This window comes from Clostridium lapidicellarium, assembly GCF_041224415.1.
Lineage (GTDB): Bacteria > Bacillota > Clostridia > Clostridiales > Clostridiaceae > Clostridium_B > Clostridium_B lapidicellarium.
The window spans coordinates 139597-161458 of sequence record NZ_JBGFFE010000003.1; the positions used below are offsets into that span (position 1 = coordinate 139597).

Here is a 21862-nt window from a genome sequence, read left to right on the forward strand (position 1 = left end):
ATTTTAGTTTGCCTCCAAATCATCATGATTTTTAACCAGCGGATTTTTTTTCCTGGCTTTTATATAATAAATTCCATCTGAATTTCTAGAATCCAGAATTTCAAAATATCCGTCCAGCAGTTTCAAGGTATTCTCCTTAGAACTGTTTTTTAAAATATTAAAATCTCTTATTTTTATCTTTTTAAGCTTTCCGCCCGGTATTGCTATCTTTATATCACCATAGAAAATTTTATTATAGCCCTTGTCTATATCCCATATGTGTAAAAGTCCATTTTTATTTAAATATCTATGTATGTCCATTATAAAATTTTTCTTTTTAAAATTAAAGCACATACGGTCAAAAGAAAAAAGCATTATGCAATTATCATAATAGTTCTCCCTTATGTTTTCCTGTTCATCCTTCCCATTTATATATTCAACATTTATGTCATCGTTAAACTGCTTATATATATTATATACTATACCCTGATTGCTAAGTCCTATGTCCAGTAAACTTCCCTTAAATATCTCGTTTTCCATATTTATAAATATACTTTTATTCAATTAAATCACTGTCCCCCGTAATATTCGGATAAAATACATAATATGTTATTATCTACTGTATATGTTCTGTAAAAGAAAAAAAAATCCTCCAATCTATGGAAGAATTTTAGAATTTTTGATCTCGTTAAAGTATTTTACCATAAACCCTGCCGTAGTTCTCTCAGCTTCTCTTATAATAACCGTGGATATTTTACTATATCTTTCCTCTCTAGATTCTATATTCCTATTTTTTATATAAGTGCTATTTGCCATTATGGCATTATTTTTTATGAAATCATCCACCTTTTCATACACTATAGGTGATTCATTCGTAGTAAAGGAGTAATCCGTCAAAAGCCTGCCTATTATCCAGAGTTCAAATTTTCTATGGCTGTTTAAAAGTTTGTTATTCACATGCTGCGGCACTGTAACATCCTGGACAAGGTGGCAGGATGCTCCAAAGTAGAACAATGCCCTTTGAATTTCTCCGCCTTTTAAAAACTGCATTGATTTGCTGTAATATTTTTTGCATTCTGTAAGTGCATCCGAGAAGCCATATAATCCTCTGCCCCTGGTTATATGATAAAAATGATTTGAACTTTTAAAATCCTGATCCGCCCAGGTGACTCCAATATTCAAAGCTCTTACATATTTTCTAAAAAAATCATACTCTTTCGAATATCCATTGATTTTCAATATCTCTATAGCCTGTATAATTATAAATTTATGCACAGTGCAGTTGGTCTTCATAATCCTCTTCTTAAGTGGGTTTACCGCAAAGAATATACCTTTAACAGCACTTCCATAAGTTTTTTCAATTCCATGTTTCATCCAAAAATAATCTCCTCTTTAAATATAATATTATAATTCTAGGAATTTTGATTTTTTAAAATCAATATAATGCTGAGTATTACTGTTAAAAGTAAGTATAAATAAATATTCCTGCCAATTTCCGTCCCTGCGTTGACCTTACCTCTTTTTATACTATATAGGTAACCTTCTTTCTCGTCAAGTATCATCAGTGATTCATCGCATATCTTCATGCTGGATATTATTGAATTTTTTCCAAGCTCAATTTCTGCCAATGGAGAACCTGCACCGCGGGAACTATAGATCATATTATCCGAATTATCGTAAAAAAATATACAGTCCTTTGATTTCAAGTTTCCACTTGAATCCACAGCTATGGACCCAAGTGTTCCGACATTCTTGTGCTGATACAGCGGAGCCGGCGGATTCGTACTCGGATGATTGTCGAGTACGAATTGCAGCGGTGATCCCTTCACACTTTTAAACTTCGGAGAAATAACAGGGTCTCCGCCGCTGTAGTCCGGCCACCCATACCATATTCCTTTTTTTATCTCATATATGTAATCCGTGTCTCCTACAACAGGCCTGCTGCCTCTATTTTCCATGCCTCCCACGCTGCATATGAGCTTATTTGTGCTGGTAAAATCCATTCCGTTTATATTTCTTATTCCCCAAGCAAAGGTTTCACTGTTTCCATTATTTATATCATAGGTTATAACAGAAGCGTTTCCTGGAAAATGTTTTGGCACTATCTGGCCTTTCAGACTCCTTGTATTGTAGCTTTGAAATGCCCCTCTCCTGTATTTTCCAAAATTGATTCCCCCTAAAGTTATATCCTCCGGAGTTACATCATGGGCATAGAAATTTTCCTTAACCCATTTATTATCATCCCCAACTACAGCAGAATTAGTTGCAGACCCTATGGAAATATATATACAATCTCCATTTATTCTCAGCAGGCTGTCCTTATAGTCACCGTAATTGGGTATATTCTTTAAAAGGACCGTATTTTTACCCTGCTTTAAATTATAACGATATATTTTATCCCCTGAAGAATAATATAGATTATCTTTAGAGTAATCTATACTGTGAATATCCAATACAGGGTCTTTCATTATATCACAGCTCTTTCCGTTCTTCCCTATAACCTGTATTCTGTCCTTATAAGCTATATAATAATTGTTTTTCTCATCTTTGGTGAAATCAACCGAGCCCTCTAATCCACTGTATTTCAAATTGCAGCTCAGAGCATTATCTTTCAGCTCAACCTGAATTTTAGGATGTGTTTTATTGAAGTAAAATTGAATTGTAAAAGCTGCTGCGGATATAAATATAAGTATTGATAAGACTTTTAACAATTTTTTCATAAATATAATACTCTCCCCAAATAAAGATCCTAGAGTATTATATTAAAAAAAATTTACTCATATGAATGTTTAGACCAATGAAAATAAAATAATATCTGTCATTTTTAAATTCCCGGCAGCATTTAAATGCACTCCGTCAATATAATACCTTCTCTGTCCTTCTCCATTTACATCGATAAAATTTGAATAAAAATCTATTATACCGATATTATAACCTCTGGAAAATTTTATTATACCGTCATTTAACTTCTTCAAATTTTCATTTATATTGATAAAGTCAGACATAAATCCCCATTTTTTTCTTGCCCATCCGGTACAAACTGGTATTGACAATCCAAATACAGGTTTTACGCAATTTTGCATAAGCTGAAATGCCATGGAAGCAAGATTTGATGTAATTTGCTTTATGTCCAAGCCCCATAAAAGATCGTTTATCCCGCCCATGATCACGGCTTCATCGGGCCTGTTTAAAATAACATCATTGTAAAGTCGTGAAAGCATGCCATTTGAAGTATCCCCTGATATTCCTTTATTTATAACTTCAATTCCAATTTTATCTTTTAGAACATTAGTCCAGGACTGCTCTCTCTTAATTCCATATCCATAAGTTAGACTGTCCCCTATACATACAAGTTTCATTCATACCATCCCCTATATTAATAATTCTAAGCCTTGATGTTTTTATTAAAGCTTAGAATTATCAAAATTGTATTCAATTTTAATTAATAGAATTAAGCGCTCTTTTTTGAGAAGCCAGCGCAGCTTCTTTAAAAGCTTCGCTTATTGTAGGATGCGGGTGTATTGTAGTAATGATTTCGTCCAATGTAGATTCAAGTCTTATGGCTAGTGCAGCTTCTCCTATAATATCCGTAGCCCTTGGTGCCATGACGTGGGCTCCTAGAATTTCTTCCGTTTTTTTATCCGATAAAATTTTTACTATCCCGTCGGTTTCTTTGGAAATCACAGCTTTGCCGTTGGCTCCCATCGGGAAAATCCCTGTTTTATAGTCAATTCCACTTTCCTTTAATTGTTCCTCGGTAAAACCCACCGAAGCTACTTCAGGTTTTGTATATACACAAGATGGTACAGCCTTATAATCCATTTCAACATTATGACCTGATATATTTTCAGCGGCCACTACACCCTGTTCGGAAGCAACATGGGCAAGCATAATCTTCCCTGTACAATCCCCTATGGCATATATGTTGTCTATATTGGTCTTCATATGATTGTCCACACATATATGACCTTTTCCCGTTTTTATCCCAATTTTCTTCAAATTGAGATCTTCTGTATTCGCCTGCCTTCCTATGGCTACCAACACTTTTTCAGCTTCCACGCTTGCTTCCTTGCCTTTCCTAATAAAGTAAACTTTAAGCCTCCCTTCTGTTTTTTCCACTTTAACCACTCTACATTCGGTATTTAATGAAACACCCTGTTTTCCCAATCCTCTGGCAATCAAACTTGAAATTTGCCTGTCTATAGGCGGCAGAATAAATGGAAGCATTTCTAAGATAGTAACTTTCTTTCCAAGGGAGCTAAAAAGGCTTGCAAATTCCACTCCTATTACTCCGCCCCCTATGATCACAATTGTTTCGGGCAGCGACTTTAAATTAAGTGCGTCAGTACTGTCAAGCACGCCTTCAAGTCCTATTCCGGGTATTAATGGTGCAAATGGTACGGAACCTGTAGAAATCACTGCATCGTCAAAATAAATTTTTTCAATTTCACCTTCTTCTTTTGTAACTAAAATGGAATTCTCAGTTTCCATTTTTGCGGATCCTTTTATTACACTTACCTTATTGTAAGCAAGCAGGCTCTTTACTCCTGAAACAAGCTTTTTTACTATTCTTTTTTTCCTTTTCTGAAGATTTTTCCAGTTTATACTAACTTCACTCACATCAATTCCCATATTCCTGCTATTTTTAATTTCACTGAACAATTCTGCAGAATAAAGTAGTGTCTTTGTAGGTATACATCCTACATTCAAACAAGTTCCACCGAGTTCTGCCTTCTCAATAAGAGTTACCTTATTTCCAAGCTGGGCAGAACGTATGGCGGATATATAACCACCCGGTCCTCCACCTATCACCACCACATTCCTGGGTTTCAGGCCTTCCGTTTTTCCGGTGTTATTTTTCCCATACTCCTTCTTTTCTCCCTGACCTGTCATTTCCAGTTTTGGCATTGCATTAAAGCAGCTCATTTTCAAAAACCTCCCAAATCGAAATTCATTACATTCTGCCTCAAAGTACAAGCAATCCGGGTTTTTCTACATACTGTTTGATTCTCTGCAGAACCCGGGCTGCATAAGCTCCGTCTATGGCCCTGTGATCTGCTGTAAGCGACATACTCATAAGCGGTCTTACAATTATTTGCCCGTTTACCACTACCGGCGTATTCACAATCTTATTAACTCCCAAAATAGCTACCTCGGGCTGATTTATAATAGGGGAAAAAGTATCTATACCGAACATACCTAAATTTGTTATGGTAAAAGTTCCTCCAGTTAAATCATCCGGGACCAATTTATTTTCCCTGGCTTTTTCTACAAGCTCATTGAATTCAGCTGTAATCTGTCTAAGTCCTTTTATATCGCAATTTTTTATTACGGGAACAAGAAGTCCGTCATCCAGGGCAACTGCCACTCCCATATTTACATAGTCTTTTAAAATAAACGCATCCCTCTCTACGGAACAGTTGGCCAGCGGAAATTCTTTAAGCACCTGTGAAACTATCTTTATAAGTAAATCTGTATAGGTAACTTTGAAGATATCTTTAATGCTGTTTTTTAGCCTTTTGAGTTCCGAAGTATCCATAGTCATATTATAAGTGACAGCAGGCGATATACTGGCACTTTTCTTCATCCTCTCCGCAATTACTTTCCTCATATTGGACATCTTTACTGTTTTTTCGCCTCTGTTTGAAGTGTGCTGCATTTCCACTGCTTTAGATGTTTTAGAAGCTTCAAGTATATCTTTTTTCATTATCCTTCCATTTTTCTTTATGCTTGAAGGATCCACATTCAGTTCTTTTGCCAGCTTTGCAGCTGCAGGCGATACTTTAACCCTGTGAGTTTCAATGTCTGCAGTATCAATGTTTTCATCTTCAATTTTTTCTTTGGTACTGGTTTTATGGGCTGCTGCCTTGCTGCCTCCAGCTTCCGCCTGTTTTAAAAGCCCTGAAATGTCTTCATCTTTACCGGCTATTATTGCAACCGGCGTAAGACATTTAACAGTTTCGCCTTCATTAACAAGTACTTTTCTGAGCACACCGTCCTCTTTGGCTTCTATTTCATTTGTAAGTTTGTCAGTCTCAACTTCAAAGAGAATTTCACCTTCTTTTACCGTCTCCCCTTCATTCCTATGCCAGTTTACCAAAGTTCCCTCTTTCATAGTCATCCCAAGCTTTGGCATTACTTCAATACAACTCATTAAAAAAACCTCCTAAAATCTGAATTACATATTCAAATATCCCTATAACGTTTTCTTTACAGCAGCCGATATTTTATTTGAATTAGGCAGTACATAATTTTCAAGTTTAGGCGAAAATGGTATCGGAACATTATAATTTCCAATTCTCACTACAGGTGCATCCAGATAATCAAACATCTCTTCACTTATCACTGCGGATATTTCTCCGCCAAAACCACCTCTCTTAGCTTCTTCGGTTACAACTACCACCCTGTTGGTCTTTTTCACTGAATCAAACACTGTATCTTTATCAAAAGGGAAAAGAGTTCTCGGATCTATCACCTCTGCATCAACACCTTCCTTTAAAAGGTCTTGAGCTGCGGACAGGGCCTCATCGACCATTCTTCCTGTGGCTATTATGGTGACATCTTTTCCTTCTTTTTTTATATCCGCAGTTCCAAAAGGTATTGGATCTGCATTTTCATCTACTTCACCTTTTTTAGGATAAAGACCTTTGTGTTCAATAAATACAACAGGATTGTCATCGTCTATCGAGGTAAGCATCAATCCGTATGCATCTGCCGCTGTAGTCGGATAAACCACTTTCAGACCGGGTACATGCGTAACCCAGGCTTCAAGACACTGCGAGTGCTGGGCTGCTCCCTGAAATCCAGCTCCACATGGTACTCTCACTACCATGGGCAAATTTATTTTGCCGCCAAACATGTACCTTAATTTTGCTGCCTGATTTGCGAGCATATCCATTCCAACGGTCATAAAATCCATGAACATAAGCTCTGCAATGGGTCTTAGCCCTGTAGCAGCCGATCCGATTGCACATCCTAAAATGGCACCTTCAGAAATGGGTGTATCTCTAACTCTCATCTCTCCAAATTCTTCATGCATACCTTTACTTACGCCGAAACATCCTCCAAAAGGGCCCACATCTTCACCAAAGAGCAGTACATTCTTGTTCTGTCGCATCCTGGTGCACATAGCATCTTTTATTGCCTGTGAAAAACTTATTCTTGACATATCTATCAAACCTCCTCTTTTATATCGCTGTATACGTCTTCAAATACAGAATCCAGTTCCGGCTCAGGGCTGTTCATGGCAAAATCAACTGCTTCCTTAATCTGAGCATCGACAGATTTTTTCATCTGCTGAATTTCCCTGTCACTTAAAACGCCTTTTTCCTGAATATATTTTTCAAAACGCGGAATAGGATCCTTTTTAAGCCATGCCTCTTGTTGACTTTTTGGTTTATACGGTGCAGAATCTCCTTCAAAATGTCCTCTCTGCCTGTAGGTCTTACATTCTATTAAAGTTGGTCCTTCACCTCTCTTAGCCCTTTCTATGGCTTTTCGGGAAGCAGCATAAACTGCTACAGCATCATTTCCGTCTACTGTAATTCCCGGTATATTGTAAGCTTTTGCCCTTACAGATATATCTTTTATATTCTGGTGTCTTTTCTGCGAAGTTGATATCCCATATCCATTATTTTCACAGACATAGACAATAGGCAGCTTCCATACACTTGCCATATTAAGCGATTCATGGAATGTACCCTGATTTGTGGAGTCATCCCCAAAGAAACATACACATACCTGATCCGTTCCCCTGTATTGAGCACTCATTCCCGCACCCAAGGCTATATCCTGACCTGCACCTACTATACCGTTTGCACCAAGTATTCCCTTTGTAGCGTCGGCAATATGCATTGAGCCTCCTTTCCCCTTGCAATATCCGGTGGCTTTTCCAAAGAGTTCGGCAGCCATGTACTTAAGTTCTCCCCCTTTGGCTATTATATGGCCATGACCTCTGTGAGTACTTGTTATATAGTCGGCATCGGTTAGATTTTCGCAAACTGCAGAGGATATTGCCTCCTCTCCTATATATAGATGCACAAAACCTGGAATTTTTCCCTCTGCGAAATTGTCTTTCGCCATGTTTTCAAATGCCCTTATCTTTAACATTTTGTCATAGATATCTATAAGCTCAGTATCTTCTACATTTGACCTTTTCTCTATTTTTTCCAAAATAATCCCTCCCCATAAGATTAAACACATATGAAAATTCAGCATTTCTTCTTTCAGTCTATTTATTCACGAAGCAATATTCATGCCAAGTGTAAAGTTCAGTACTAGAGACCTAATTTTGCCAAATATTCAAAGAACATTTTTCATAACGGGAATTATTTCTTTCCCATTTTGGGAATGAAAAATAAAATCTCTATTATCATTTCAAATTATATTTCTTGATTTTTCTATATAGTGTTGATTTACCCATATCAATCAGCTTGCTTGCATCTATTACATTACCATTGCACTGCTGCAGTGCTTTAACGATAAGTTCTTTTTCCACCTGTTCTGCAGTTTTTATTCCACGTTTCGATTTATCTTCAAGGATTATATAATCCTCGTCATTTTTAACACTTTCCACTATATATTCAGGTATTAGGGAAGCTGTTATAATTCCATTCTTGGATAGATAATATGCTCTTTGAACCACATTTTCAAGTTCCCTTACATTCCCGGGCCAGTTGTAGTTTTTTATGATATCTATAAACTCTCTATCCACGTGTTTCACCTGTATTTCGTTTTTCTTACTCAACCTGTTTAAAAAGAAATCTACAAACATTTCTATATCTTCTCTCCGCTCTCTTAACGGAATTAGCCTCAGATTAAACACGTTTAACCTAAAATACAAATCGCTTCTAAAATTTCTTGCATTTATCTCTTTTATAAGGTCCCTATTAGTGGCTGCCACAATTCTAACATTCAGATTTCTCTCATATTTTCCACCAATCCTGGCAACAGTATGATTGTCCAAAACCCTCAGAAGTTTCGATTGAATTTCAAGAGGTAATTCTCCAATTTCATCTAAAAATATAGTGCCCCCGTTTGCAAGTTCAAACTTACCGGGATTTCCCTCCTTGGATGCCCCTGTAAAAGCGCCTTTTTCATAACCGAACAGTTCACTTTCTACAAGATCTTTCGGGAGTGCCGCACAGTTTATGGCCACAAAAGGTCCCCTACATCTTCTACTACCATTGTGAATAGAATGGGCAAACAATTCTTTTCCCGTCCCGCTTTCACCTGTTATCAATACTGTACATTCATTTTGGGCTATTCTCTTTCCATCTTCAATTATGTTCATCATTTTATGATTGCGGGTGAGTATACTGTTAAAATCATATTTAGAAGAAAAACCTGCTATTTTGTTTACCACCCCCCGCATGGTATCTGCCTCTTGTACAACAATTACAAAACCAGTATAATCTTCGCCCATAAGGACAGGGGTCACACTCACATTACATTCTATTCTTCTGTTTTTTATATAAAGACTTACCTCTCTATAGGCAATCTTTCCACTGCCGCCCAGCTCATACATATCTCTGGTTATATCTTTAAGCAGAATTTTCATGTTAAGTTCATACATCTCATTCTTATCAATTCCAAATATGCTGCATATCTTTTCATTAAAATATTTGACTTTGAGCTTATTGTCCAATACCAGCATGCCCTCTTTTATTGAATTAAATGCCACTTCCGTCCATTTTCTGTGCTCACTTATGGCAAACCTCTCCTGTATGGTATGAGAGGCCTCAACCACTATACCAAGGGTATGTGAATGAAAAGTTACGAGACTCCCTGAAAGATCAATACATCCTATTATTTTTCCCCTGCTGTTGTGTATCGGTGCCGCAGAACATGTCCACTTGTGTTGCTCTTTACAATAGTGTTCCGCACCTAGTGTCCAAACAGGTTTATCCAGATAAATACAGGTTCCTATAGCATTGGTACCCACGTCTTCCTCTTTCCATCTGCGCCCTTCCAAGAAATCTAAATTCCTGTTTGCAGTCATTATTCTTTCATTTCCCAAAATTTTTAATATGACTGCATTTTCGTCCGTCAATATAATTGAATAATTGGTATCCTTTAAAATCTCATATAAGTTCAACATCACAGGCAGACAAACTCTTATAAACTCTTTTTTTTCCTCAAGTACGGCATCAAATTCGCTTTTAGAAAGAATATTGGCTTTGTTGCTGTTTTCACCAACTCCGTAATTCTTGCATCTTACCCATGAATCCATGATATCTGGCCTGACATCTTCTGGTATTTCATTGTACTCTATAAACCTACGGCGTTTCTCCTTAATTTTATCTATATAGCCCATAATCCTTCCCCCTAAATTCTATACGAGATATAACACACTCCTGTATATATTATACAATACATATATTTGTTAATTCAAAAAATTAAAAAAACAGAACCGGCTTTTTAGGCCGGTGTCTAGCTTGCGGAAATTATTAATTTTTTAAATTATTGAGCATTTTCATACCTTCAAAGGCCCTATAGGAACTTCTTATATAAGGTCCTGAAAAAACCACTTTAAACCCCTTTTGCAGTGCTATTTCTCTGTATCTTGCAAATTTTTCAGGCGGGATGTATTCTAGAACAGGTAAATGCTTTCTGGATGGCCTGAGATACTGGCTTATTGTCAGCATGTCGCAATTGACTTTAATCAAATCATCCATTACTTTTACAACCTGAGCTTCAGTTTCCCCCAGTCCCAACATTATGCCGCATTTGGTGTATATATCTTTATTGAAAATTTTTACCTGTCTCAGCAATTCGATAGATCTATCATAAACTGCCATAGGTCTGACTTTATCGTACAGAGATCTTACTGTTTCAATATTATGGTTCAGCACATCCGGTCCGGCATCAAGTATTTTTCTCAAAGCATCCCAGTTGCCATTTAAGTCGGGTATCAGAAGTTCTATAGTGGACTGTGGATTTTCCTCTCTTATGGCTTTTATAACCTTTACAAAATGCCCCGCACCACCGTCTTTTAAATCGTCTCTTGTAACAGAAGTTACAACTGTATGTTTAAGTCCAAGTTTTTTACTGGCAATGGCTACGTTCTTAGGTTCTTCATAATCAAGCTTTTCCGGTTTTCCCTTATCCACAGCACAAAATCTGCAGTTTCTAGTACAGGTGTTTCCCATAACCATAAAAGTAGCCGTCTTGTTCTTGAAACATCTCCCTATGTTGGGACAATTTGCACTTTCACAAACCGTATGAAGTGAAAGCTTATCTAGCATATTTTCCATTTTATCCAACACACCTGAATCCGGTGCTCTCATTTTTAACCATTCAGGTCTCGAATTCAATAAAACTCCTCCCTTCTTTTATCCAATCTCCAACTAGAAAATTTCATCTCCACTTTTATTCTCAAGTCCCGGATGGATATCAAACCTTACCACCCCTACAGGTATTTTATTTCTTACGGCATTTTTCACTCTGGCGGTACCGTCTATTCCAAAACCACCGCATAATTCTATTGCCGAAACATTATCTACAGCTAATCTCACGCTCACTTTACAAGCATCATCATAGCTTGAAACACCTATGCTGATAAGTTCCATCTCAGGTGTTTTTATAATAGCTTTATGAATTTTAGGATTGGCCTCTGGTGCCAAAAAAATAAATGCAGCTTTCATTATACAATCAATCCTCCTGTGTTTTTTATTGATTTTTAAAGCATAAATTGATCCAGTGTTACAAGTACTGAAATGTTTCTAAAAAATCCTCTGGAATCCAATTATGGGAAAAAAACTATTTCAAAATGGGAATTTAAAAGCAATTGCAGCACACTCATTGACATTTACGCTACGTAATAGTTTATACTTTAATTAATCTCAAAATATAAGTATGGGATTTAGCTATCAAGCATTAGGAAAGGTGAGATTATGGAAATTAATATTTTGGACACATACAAACTTTATTGTGATATGATGTCCTTACCAAACAAAGATAGGTCGGCATTTTTCAATGAAAAATTTCTTGAGCTGTTCGCGCCCATATTTAAAAAAACTATGATGCCGCGCAATCCAGAAGCAATGTCTTGTTTACCCTTAACAACTGCAGATGACATTGCCAATTGATATGCTTAATCAGCTTAAGGCTGTGAATGCTTGGGGTGAAGCTAGACAAGCAATTGAAAATGCTGTAAATCACCTGCAAAAAGGTGGTATTAAAATGCCGAAAAAAATTACATTGGGCATTTTCTTAGGTGATCCCCAAAAGCTTTTGCAAAGTGGTTGAAAAAACTATTGCTGCCTCGAAAGGAGAAATCATAATGAGCGATAAGGAAAAATTTGAAGGTTTCAAACAAAAAAGGATTGAAGAAAATGAACGACGGTTTTGAAATGAATCAAAATCGTCGTTTCCCTTTGGAAAAATGAAATATGGGAATTGGAATGAAAATATCAAAATAAAAAGAATATACTTCAGAAGCCTGTCATAGTTATACAATATAATCCATAAGTCAGGAGTTTTTATGAAGAGAGAAAGATTTTTAAAAAGTACACTTATTTTAATATGTTCGAATTTGATAACTTCAGTGTTTGCATTTGTATTTTCAATAATATTGTCCAGAAAACTTGGAGCTGAGGGCATGGGACTCTATGGAATCATAATGCCGATATACGATCTGTTCATATGCCTTATTTCGGGGGGTATGGTAACTGCAATCTCAAAAGTGGCTGCGGTATATTTCGGCAAAGATGATTTCAATAATCTGAATCGCTCCATAGACATATCGCTTACTTTTAATTCACTGCTGGCCACCTTTGTAGTCTGCATGATATTTATAAACGCCCCATACATAAGTACAAATATAATAAAAGATACCAGAGCTGTCCATGCTATTCAGGTTATGTGCCCTGCTATTTTTTTTATATCATTATCCTCCATACTAAAGGGATATTTTTATGGAATATCCGAAATGAAAATACCGGCTTTTATAGATATATCTGAAAAATTTCTACGAATTATAATAATAACTTTGCTTATAAATTTATTTTCACTAAAAAATGTGAGCGGAACTGTAACTGCAGCCTATATAACCCTGACTCTGGGAGAGTTTATAAGTTTTACCGTATTATATGTTATGTACAAGGTAAAAAAGAAAAAATTTGGATTTAGCCTGTCAAACACAGAAGACAAATTACAACTTTTGTTTGACATACTCGTTATATCATTTCCCCTCTGTTTGAACGGTTTTTTATCCACATCACTTTCAGCCCTCTCAACTTTGATAGTTCCAAGAAGATTGGTGGCATCGGGAATAGAATATGATGCAGCTCTCAGTATGATAGGAAAATTTAACGGAATGTCCATGAATATAATATACTTTCCAGTCACAATCATAACTTCCATGTCCATAGTTCTCATACCGGACTTATCAGAAAAAATGAGCAAAAAAGACTATTGGGCAATAGAAAGGAGAATATCTCAAATTATAAAAATAGCTTTGATTCTAGGTATACTAACTATGGTAACCTGTATTGCCCTCTCAGATTATCTGGGGGAATTGTTCTATAAAAGATATGATTTAAAAGATTACATAAGATTTGCTGCACTATCCGCGCCGGTTATATTTGTGTCCACATCCACTTTTGGAATTTTAAATGGAATAGGCAAGCAGAATATAATACTCAGAAATTCTCTCATATCCTCGGTTATGGACGTCATACTGGTATATTTTCTGACGGGCATACCCCAGATAAATATATACGGGTGCGGTATAAGCCTGATGCTCACTTCACTGACTACACTGGTATTAAATATGCATGAGCTCATAAAGGACAATTTCTATGGAAATCCTTAGAAATTTCCCTATTTCACCTTGGCCAGTATAAATCCCGGTATCAATTTTCTAACTCTGTAAGGCAGCGACTGAAGATCTTTTTTGTTTATTCCGCCAATTAAAGCCAGAATATACATATATGTAATGACACCAACTGCTACAGACGACACAGTTGAAATTGCATTTAAAATATAGGCAATTTTGATAAATCCCAGTATAAAATGTACCAGGACATAATTGACATATACTATAATTCCCATGGTAACTGAAGCCGCCAGAGGTTTAACAGCATGCCCTATCATTTCGATTTTAACATTTAAAGATCTTTTTATAATCCTATGATTCAAAATTATGGGGACGGCAAATCCTACGGTACTGCCTACCACAGCACCCAATATGTTGATTTCAGGTACTGCAATCAAAAAATAGTTTGTAGTTATTTTTATACATATGCCTAATATAGAATACAAGGTAGCCGTATAAAGTTTACCTATACTCTGTAAAATTGTAGTCTGGATCTGCATGAGCGACATCAATACAAGTACAACTGAACCCCATGCCATAATATAAGATCCGCCTCTGAATTTAAGCAGTTTAAAAATAGGATCACTTAAAACAGAAAATCCCACTGCGCAGGGGATTGCAATCAGGAAACAAAGCCTGAAAGAATAATTTATATTGTCTCTTACCCTTTTGTTATTTTTCACAGCAAAAGCCGCTGATATTGCAGGAAGTATAGCTGCGGAAAGAGAAGATATTATGGTTATAGGCACATTCATAAGCTGCTGATATTTTGTAAGATATCCATAGAGTATGGTAGAATTCACATCACTCAATCCACCGGCCATAAGTCTTACTTTTGTATTCCACACGTCAACAAGATTTCCAGCATAGGTCATTCCAACACATATCGTTATTGGAACACCATAGTTTATAATCTTTTTCATCAATTTTTTGGTGCTCAGCCTTTTTACTCTTTGGACTTCTATTTTTCTATACAATACGGATGTCCTGTTTTTTTCATAGCAAAACATCAGGAAACTTGCGGAAGCCAGCGCGCCAAGGGAAGTACCTATGGGGCCGCCTACACACCCTACTTCCACTCCATACCTCATGAGATAGCTTGCAAATATCAGGGCGAATATTGTATTTACCACCTGTTCTATAATCTGGGATACGGCTGTAGGTGTCATATTTCCCCTGCCTTGAAAATATCCCCTGTAAGTTGAGGCAACGGAAGTAAACAGTATAGCCGGAGCCAGGCTCAAAAGTGACAGATATATTTTTTTATAACCCATTGCCCTGGCCAGAGGAGATGCAAAAACCATAAGCAGTACAGACATTACCATGCCTATTACCATGAGCATAGCTCTTGCTATTCTAAATCCCTTTACTGCATCCTTGTAATCTCCCACCGCATCCAGCTCGGATATGAGTTTGGATATAGCTACTGGTATTCCGGAATTTGTAAGTACAAAAACAAAAGTATATATTTGATAGGATGCCCCGTAAAGGCCGTAGCCTTCATCCCCGATTATTCTCATCAAAAGCGGTATGTATACTATGGATAAAACTTTTACCAGCATTCCCCCTGCTGAAAGTATGGCAAACCCTCTAGCAGTTGATTGTTCCTTCATAATCTAAAACTCCCTACACCAAATCTAAAATTTATTAAACAAGTTATTCTTGATTTTTCTAAATACAGGCGGAAGACTTTCTGATATTGTCTTGTTCTCCATATACTTTAGATGTTTAGGACAATTTCTGAAATTTAATTTATACGCATAAAGATATTGATATTTCAATCCATACTTATTGTAAAAAAAGCTGTTCACTTCAGATATCCCATATTTTGAGTCCCCTATTATAGGATTGCCCAAATGCGCCAGATGCGCCCTGAGCTGGTGACTCCTTCCTGTAATAAGTTCCAGTTCTATAAAAGAAAAAGTACCACAGCTCTGGATAACTTTTATATCCATGGAAATTTTTTTAGTATTTTTTCTGGGAACGTCATATACAACAGACATATTATTCTTTATGTCCTTTAAAATATATCCTTCATATATTCCTTCTTTTATTTTTCCCTTTACCACGGCTTCATAATATTTTTTTATATCCCTGTTTTTTATCATTTCATTCAGCAATTTTAAAGTGTCGTAGTTCTTACCATATATAACTATACCAGAGGTATTTCTGTCCAACCTGTTGCAGGGTGAGGGAGTGAAGGTAATTTCCTTTTGCGGATCGTATTCACCTCTGTCATACAAATATGAAAGTACATAGTCGGTTAAAGTTGGATCCTTTGAGTTTCCATCTGAATGTACCAAAATTCCGGGATGTTTTTCAACTAGAAGTATGTTTCTATCTTCATAGGTTATCTTTAAAAGATCACTTCCCAATCTTCTAAGCTTAGTATCTTTGTGCTTGGAAATTATATACTTGGTCTCCACTACATCTCCCTTGAGCAGTGAATAATTTTCTTTGGACTTCCTGCCATTTACCCTAATGTCACCTTTTCTTATAGATTTATATATTCCGCTTAAAGGTACATCCTTTAACCACTTTCTCAAAAATTTATCCAATCTCTGGCCAGCTTCGTTGTTCCCAATTTCAACTTTCATAATTATCTCTCCAGTATTTTTCATGTTGTATTAACTTTGATATATTTTACATCTATCTACATATTGTTATGTACATCGACAATTTTACATAAGTACTACCTAATTATATACTACTATTATTGGTTAAATCAACATAAAACATTACAATTCGTTTTTATATAACTGTATATTTCCAAGAAAAAATTGTTTATCACTGAATTTCCCCTTAGATACTCCCTTCAGTGTATCTTCGAACTGATATACGCTTGCATCCATCTCATCCAGATAATGTAATATCTCTGCTTCCAAAGTCATAGGTTTTTTAGGTGATCCATTTTCTTCAAGTCCATGGTGTGAAACTATCATGTGTTTCAAAAGCAGCTCTATTTCTTCAGGTGTCTGGAGTTCTTTTGCCGCATCGTGAACCATGATTACACCTTCCACAATATGACCCAATAATTTGCCCTCTTTGGAATAATCATCCACTACACCTAGTTTATTGGAGTCAAGTTCCCTGACCTTTCCAATATCATGCAGTATGACACCTGAAATCAACAGTTCCCTGTTTATATAGGTATGGTACACAGAAGCAATACTCTGTGCATTCTTAAACATCCTGTAAGTATGGTACAGCAATCCTCCTCTAATTGCATGATGTACTTTTTTGGCTGCAGGATAATATACCAGTTTATCCTTATTATCCATTAAAATTTTCTGTACTATCTTTTTTAGATCACTGTTGTGAAAATTCTCAGTTTCCTGAATGAAGGCATCAAACATGGCCATTGAATCCACAGGTGCACTTTTGACAAAATCCCCCACATTGACATTGTCTTTCTCCAATACCGGTCGGCAATTTGTTATATTCAGCTGTAAATTATCCTTATAATTCCTGACAAATGCCCTAACCTTGATTATTTTACCGGGCCTGACATCTTCATCAAGTTCTTTTATGGACGTGGACCACATGATTCCATGTATATTATTTTCACCATCACTTAACAGAAATTTGATATATGAATCATTATTCCTGGTCACATCTTCAGTCATTTCTTTTACAAGTAAAAAAATATCAAGAGAAACATTTGCCGTTAAATCTTTTATCTTCATTTTTTAATTTTACCTCCATAGTCACAATATTTTAATATTCAACAATACAAAAACCATCAAGTCCTTGAACATTTCATCTTGATGGCTCAACAATCAAACTATTTTAAGAAGTCATAAGCCGCCCTGCACTGCACCGCAACCCCGATAGGCAAGCAATCTTCATCTATATCAAACAGATTTCCGTGCGCAGGATGTATTATACCTTTCTCCCTGTTCCCGCATCCCAGGTAATAAAATGCAGATGGCCTTTCCATTGAAAAATAGGCAAAACTTTCCACTCCCATACTCGGATTTTGAAGTATCTTTACATGTCCATCTCCCACTATCTGCCTGGCTGCCTTCAGTATGTCACCTGCAGCTTCGTCATCGTTGTAAAGGCACGGATAACTTTCTTCTATATTTATTTCACAGTTTCCTCTCATGGAGTTCACAATCCCCTTTGTAACTTCTATAAGTCTTTTTTTCACGTAAGATCTGTGTTCACTCTTCATGGTCCTTATGATTCCAGAAAGTGTGGCTTCATCGGGAATTATATTTTGTGCTGTTCCTCCATGAATGGAACCTACTGTAAGTACAGCCGGATCCACGGGGGGAAGTTCTCTGCTTACGATTTCCTGGAGGGCCAAAACCACGTGGCTTGCTATAACTACAGGATCAATTCCCATATTTGGTCTTGCACCATGAGCTCCCAGACCCTTTATCTTTATGGTGAATGGATTTGAAGCTGCATTTACCACTCCAAATTTCAAACCTATATCTCCAACTTCTATATTTTCCTCCACATGGAGGCCTATTACCCTGTCTACTTTCGGATCTTCAAGTATGCCTTCCTTTATCATTATTTTTGCACCGCCTGTAGTTTCCTCGGCCGGTTCAAAGAACAATTTAACATTTCCCTTAAGTTCGTCTTTTACATCATTTAAAATTTTTGCCGCTCCAAGTAAAATGGTGGTATGGGCATCATGTCCGCAAGCATGCATCCTGCCCTTTACCTGTGAATGATAGCTGCAATTTTTCCTGTCCTGCAGGGGTAGGGCATCCATATCAGCCCTTATGCCTATGGTTTTATTTCCATTTCCCCTTATTATGGCACATATTCCCGTACCTGCGGTCTCCCTATATTCTATATTCCAGGATTTCAAAAATTCCTTTATTTTTCGGGAAGTTCTCTTTTCCTCATACCCCAGTTCGGGATACATATGAAGATCCCTCCTGACATCAACAAGCTTCTCCTTCATAGATTTTGCAATTTTTAAAAAATCTTTATCCATATAATCAATATTTACCTCCAATGAATTTGGAATTATTCCCATCCTACTTCTATTACGTCCCCATCTGAGAGGGCGTCATAATAACCTGCATTTTCACCATTCAGGCGCAAAAATAGCTTTCCCCTTACTCTAGTTAAATCAAATTCTATATGGTTAAATATATCTACAAATATATATTTCCTTTTTCCTGTGAGTACCACGTTTTTCCCATTTGCAACTACAGTTATCTCATTAGCAGCAGCTTTTAAGTTTTCACTTTCTGTTTTCGGTTCTTCCTTTTTAGACGGAGAATTTTCAGTTACCCTGTAGATCCTGTCCCCTTCATTTATTATATAGTTTTTGTCTAATTTTTCGCCGTTCAAATAATATATTAAATTATCTTCATCGTCATTATCCGAAAAATATTTTTCATAATCTCCGAGGGTTTTGGGAAATGCTATGTTTACATTATCCCCTTCATTTATATAACTGTCAATCTTAACTTTATTTCCGTCTATATATGCCAGGGGTTCTAAATTTTCTATTATGTCGTTTACAAAAAAACTTATGGAATAAACTTTTTGTACATAGTCTGTAATTTTAGGTGCAGCTTTCTTACCATTTACTGCATACTTTATTTCTATGTTGTCTCCTTCTTTAACCTTATCATCCATGGTCTTTTTCAAGCCGTTTATAGTTACCTCGGCATTGGAAGCCAGGGTTCCAAAAGCCACCCTTTTAATATCGTTTAGTACAAATCTTATATTTTGACCGTTTTTACCTATAAGATTACCGGGATCTACACCGGCCTGCAGCATGACGTCCATTACAGTATGGTTATGGGAATTAAACAGACTCACTACATTTCCATTCAGAATAACATCTACAAATCCATGTCCCAATCTCCTTATAGAAACCAAAGCTATACCCAAAACCGTCACCCCTGCACTTCCAAGAGAATTGTCCCTGCAGACGCAGTCCTGTACCGAATGTCTGTCCTTTATTGCAATTCTGTTAAGCGGCAGATTCAATTTTTCAGCTATAAAATCTTTCAACTTGGGAGTATGCGCTCCTCCTCCTACCAGAAAAACCGCACTGGTCGACCTTCCTCCATTCAATTCCACAATGCTTTCACCAATTTCATCTGCTATTTTCTTTACGGCAGGACTTATCAGCTTCACTACATCTTTGGAAGCAATTCTATTTTCCATTCCTAGAACATCTGTATAAGTTATATCCTTCACTTTACCACATTGCTTCTTTATTTTTTCACCTTTATTGAAATCCACCATATATTTTTGCGATATTATTTCAGTAATTTCATCGCCGGCCTGAGGTACCATGCCATATGCACTCACGGTATTCTTGTCGCTTATAGCTATATCAGAAGTTCCCGCCCCAACATCAACCAAAGCCAGATTCAAAAGTCTCAAATTTTGGGGTAAGGCAGCTTCCATAGCCGCTATAGGCTCCAAAGTCAAATTCACCACCTGAAGTCCCACTTTTTCCATGACGGAATATAAACTGTCAATTACGGAACGTGGTAAAAATGTAGCTATAATCTCCGCCGATATTTTTTCCCCTCTCTGATACATAAGATTCCCTATGAGGTAGTTATTCAGATAATACCCCTTTACACTGTATCCAACACAATACAGCCTTCCTTTCGTATCTTCATTCACCTTTTTTTCTGCAGATTTTACTGCAGTCAATTCCAGACTTCTTATAGTATTTCTGTCTATTTCCTTATTATAGTCAATTTTCATTTCTTCCTTTACGGACACAGTTCTCAAAAATCTTCCTGCAGCAGCTATTGACACATTTTCCAATTTTATATGTAAATCCTTTTCTATTTTATTTTTCACTGCATTTACCGCGTTAGCCACAAGACTTACATCGTGTATCTGTCCGTCAATCATGGCTCTTTTTTCATGTTCCACATAGTATTCGGATATTACAACGAATTTTTTATCTTTAACTATACCTGCAGTGCCTATTACAGATCTCGTCCCTATATCTAGTGCAAAGACCACGTCCTCTGGGTTTAACTCTTTCAAATCCATAATGTTTACCTCTTTTTTCATAGTTTAAGGTGTCATAATATTGGCGGGAACATACTCCTCCGCCTAAAATTATTATAAATAATTATAAAATATTTGTAAAATATAAGTCACCGATATGTATAGGCGCACGAAAGTGATTATTGGATTTATATTAGGATAAAGAAAACGCCGGCCATGATTATATGCCGGCGGATCAATATTAGTTATTTCTAAAAGACAGGAACTTCTGCACCTTTGTAGGTTTCTTTTATAAGCTGCTTTATCTCATCAGTCTGATAAGCTTTGACTACTTTTTTATAAGTAGCATTATTTTTGTCCTTGTCTCTAGCTACAATTACATTTATATATGGTTTTGCATTTTTACTTGATACATTCTCCAGATAAATTGAGTCCTTGACAGGATTAAGCTTGGCATCTATGGCTACACCGCTGTTTATTATGGCTGCATCAACATCTTGAAGCGTTCTTGGAATCTGAGTTGCAGCAAGTTCTACAAATTGAATTTTCTTTGGATTTTCCGCCACATCCTGAATTTTAGGCAATAGTCCAACTCCTGATTTCAATTTTATCAAGCCTGCATTCTGAAGCAAGTTCAGCCCTCTGCCTTCATTTGTAGGATCGTTGGGGATAGCTATTTTTGCACCTTCCTTGATATTTTTAAGAGATTTTATTTTCTTTGAATATACGCCGAGTGGTGCGAGTACAGTTTCACCTATAGAACTGATTTTCAGATTGTGTTGAGATTTAAATTTATTGAGGTACGCATAGTGCTGAAATGAATTCAAATCAATTTCTCCTTCGGAAAGTGCCATATTAGGACGTACATAATCTGTAAAACTTACAATTTGCAGATCAATATTTTCCTTTGCCAGATTTTGTTTGACCTTATCCCAGATTTTATGATCATCACCGGTTATACCTATTTTAACCACCTGCTTTTTATTACTGCCAGTAGCCTGTCCTGTGCTGCTTGAACCGCAGCCTGCCAAAACTCCCAAAGATAATACAATTGTTAAAAATAATCCTAAAAATTTTTTCATTGTTAAAGACCTCCCTTAGTTCATA

General features: G+C 36.5%; 19 protein-coding genes and 1 pseudogene. 3 read left to right on the forward strand and 17 right to left on the reverse strand.

Features of this window, described 5'->3' with window-relative positions; genetic code table 11:
- Nucleotides 1-3: 3 nt before the first annotated feature.
- The 11 genes from AB8S09_RS04275 to AB8S09_RS04325 form a co-directional block, all read right to left on the reverse strand.
- Complete coding sequence (locus AB8S09_RS04275; RefSeq protein ID WP_294182487.1) at nucleotides 4-543, reverse strand: class I SAM-dependent methyltransferase; 540 nt, start codon at nucleotides 541-543, stop codon at nucleotides 4-6.
- 93 nt (nucleotides 544-636) lie between these two features.
- A complete protein-coding gene (locus tag AB8S09_RS04280) occupies nucleotides 637-1353 on the reverse strand; it encodes a zinc dependent phospholipase C family protein (protein ID WP_294182485.1) in 717 nt (238 codons plus the stop codon).
- Nucleotides 1354-1391: 38 nt separating this feature from the next.
- Nucleotides 1392-2699, reverse strand: coding sequence for a PQQ-dependent sugar dehydrogenase family protein (locus AB8S09_RS04285; RefSeq protein ID WP_369868525.1), 1308 nt, complete (start codon nucleotides 2697-2699; stop codon nucleotides 1392-1394).
- A gap of 69 nt (nucleotides 2700-2768) precedes the next feature.
- Nucleotides 2769-3338 (reverse strand): GDSL-type esterase/lipase family protein, encoded by a 570-nt coding sequence (locus tag AB8S09_RS04290; protein WP_294182478.1) that lies wholly within the window; start codon nucleotides 3336-3338, stop codon nucleotides 2769-2771.
- A gap of 79 nt (nucleotides 3339-3417) precedes the next feature.
- On the reverse strand, nucleotides 3418-4905 hold the full coding sequence (gene lpdA, locus AB8S09_RS04295) for a dihydrolipoyl dehydrogenase (RefSeq protein ID WP_294182477.1): 1488 nt from the start codon (nucleotides 4903-4905) through the stop codon (nucleotides 3418-3420).
- 40 nt (nucleotides 4906-4945) lie between these two features.
- Nucleotides 4946-6133 (reverse strand): dihydrolipoamide acetyltransferase family protein, encoded by a 1188-nt coding sequence (locus tag AB8S09_RS04300; protein WP_294182474.1) that lies wholly within the window; start codon nucleotides 6131-6133, stop codon nucleotides 4946-4948.
- A 42-nt stretch (nucleotides 6134-6175) separates the two neighbouring features.
- On the reverse strand, nucleotides 6176-7147 hold the full coding sequence (locus tag AB8S09_RS04305) for an alpha-ketoacid dehydrogenase subunit beta (RefSeq protein ID WP_369868526.1): 972 nt from the start codon (nucleotides 7145-7147) through the stop codon (nucleotides 6176-6178).
- A 5-nt stretch (nucleotides 7148-7152) separates the two neighbouring features.
- Nucleotides 7153-8088 (reverse strand): thiamine pyrophosphate-dependent dehydrogenase E1 component subunit alpha, encoded by a 936-nt coding sequence (locus AB8S09_RS04310; RefSeq protein ID WP_369868537.1) that lies wholly within the window; start codon nucleotides 8086-8088, stop codon nucleotides 7153-7155.
- 262 nt (nucleotides 8089-8350) lie between these two features.
- Nucleotides 8351-10294: a sigma-54-dependent Fis family transcriptional regulator gene (locus AB8S09_RS04315; RefSeq protein WP_369868527.1), complete on the reverse strand. Its 1944-nt coding sequence runs from the start codon at nucleotides 10292-10294 to the stop codon at nucleotides 8351-8353.
- A 133-nt stretch (nucleotides 10295-10427) separates the two neighbouring features.
- Entirely contained in the window at nucleotides 10428-11294 is an 867-nt protein-coding gene (gene lipA, locus AB8S09_RS04320; RefSeq protein ID WP_369868528.1) for a lipoyl synthase, read from the reverse strand.
- A 33-nt stretch (nucleotides 11295-11327) separates the two neighbouring features.
- Complete coding sequence (locus AB8S09_RS04325) at nucleotides 11328-11624, reverse strand: DUF6506 family protein (RefSeq protein WP_294182462.1); 297 nt, start codon at nucleotides 11622-11624, stop codon at nucleotides 11328-11330.
- A gap of 427 nt (nucleotides 11625-12051) precedes the next feature.
- On the opposite strand from AB8S09_RS04325, the gene AB8S09_RS04330 reads away from it, so the two are divergent.
- The 3 genes and pseudogenes from AB8S09_RS04330 to spoVB all read left to right on the forward strand — a co-directional run bounded on the left by AB8S09_RS04330 (nucleotide 12052) and on the right by spoVB (nucleotide 13795).
- Nucleotides 12052-12228, forward strand: a complete 177-nt coding sequence (locus tag AB8S09_RS04330) for a hypothetical protein (RefSeq protein WP_294182609.1) — start codon at nucleotides 12052-12054, stop codon at nucleotides 12226-12228.
- A pseudogene (locus AB8S09_RS04335) lies at nucleotides 12224-12328 on the forward strand (MerR family transcriptional regulator); the annotation flags it as partial. The gene AB8S09_RS04330 and the pseudogene AB8S09_RS04335, both read left to right, overlap by 5 nt.
- Before the next feature lie 135 nt (nucleotides 12329-12463).
- Entirely contained in the window at nucleotides 12464-13795 is a 1332-nt protein-coding gene (gene spoVB, locus AB8S09_RS04340) for a stage V sporulation protein B (RefSeq protein ID WP_294182460.1), read from the forward strand.
- An 8-nt stretch (nucleotides 13796-13803) separates the two neighbouring features.
- Here the strand turns inward: spoVB and AB8S09_RS04345 are convergent, their stop codons facing one another.
- The 6 genes from AB8S09_RS04345 to AB8S09_RS04370 form a co-directional block, all read right to left on the reverse strand.
- Complete coding sequence (locus AB8S09_RS04345; protein ID WP_294182458.1) at nucleotides 13804-15411, reverse strand: putative polysaccharide biosynthesis protein; 1608 nt, start codon at nucleotides 15409-15411, stop codon at nucleotides 13804-13806.
- A 24-nt stretch (nucleotides 15412-15435) separates the two neighbouring features.
- On the reverse strand, nucleotides 15436-16395 hold the full coding sequence (locus AB8S09_RS04350; protein WP_369868529.1) for an RluA family pseudouridine synthase: 960 nt from the start codon (nucleotides 16393-16395) through the stop codon (nucleotides 15436-15438).
- 141 nt (nucleotides 16396-16536) lie between these two features.
- Complete coding sequence (locus AB8S09_RS04355) at nucleotides 16537-17484, reverse strand: 3'-5' exoribonuclease YhaM family protein (RefSeq protein WP_369868530.1); 948 nt, start codon at nucleotides 17482-17484, stop codon at nucleotides 16537-16539.
- A 98-nt stretch (nucleotides 17485-17582) separates the two neighbouring features.
- The gene (locus AB8S09_RS04360) at nucleotides 17583-18755 is read right to left on the reverse strand and encodes a M20 metallopeptidase family protein (protein WP_369868531.1); all 1173 of its coding nucleotides are present in this window, start codon (nucleotides 18753-18755) and stop codon (nucleotides 17583-17585) included.
- 32 nt (nucleotides 18756-18787) lie between these two features.
- Nucleotides 18788-20797, reverse strand: a complete 2010-nt coding sequence (locus tag AB8S09_RS04365; protein WP_369868538.1) for a cell division protein FtsA — start codon at nucleotides 20795-20797, stop codon at nucleotides 18788-18790.
- A 209-nt stretch (nucleotides 20798-21006) separates the two neighbouring features.
- On the reverse strand, nucleotides 21007-21837 hold the full coding sequence (locus tag AB8S09_RS04370) for a MetQ/NlpA family ABC transporter substrate-binding protein (protein WP_294182447.1): 831 nt from the start codon (nucleotides 21835-21837) through the stop codon (nucleotides 21007-21009).
- Between the last annotated feature and the right edge of the window lie 25 nt (nucleotides 21838-21862).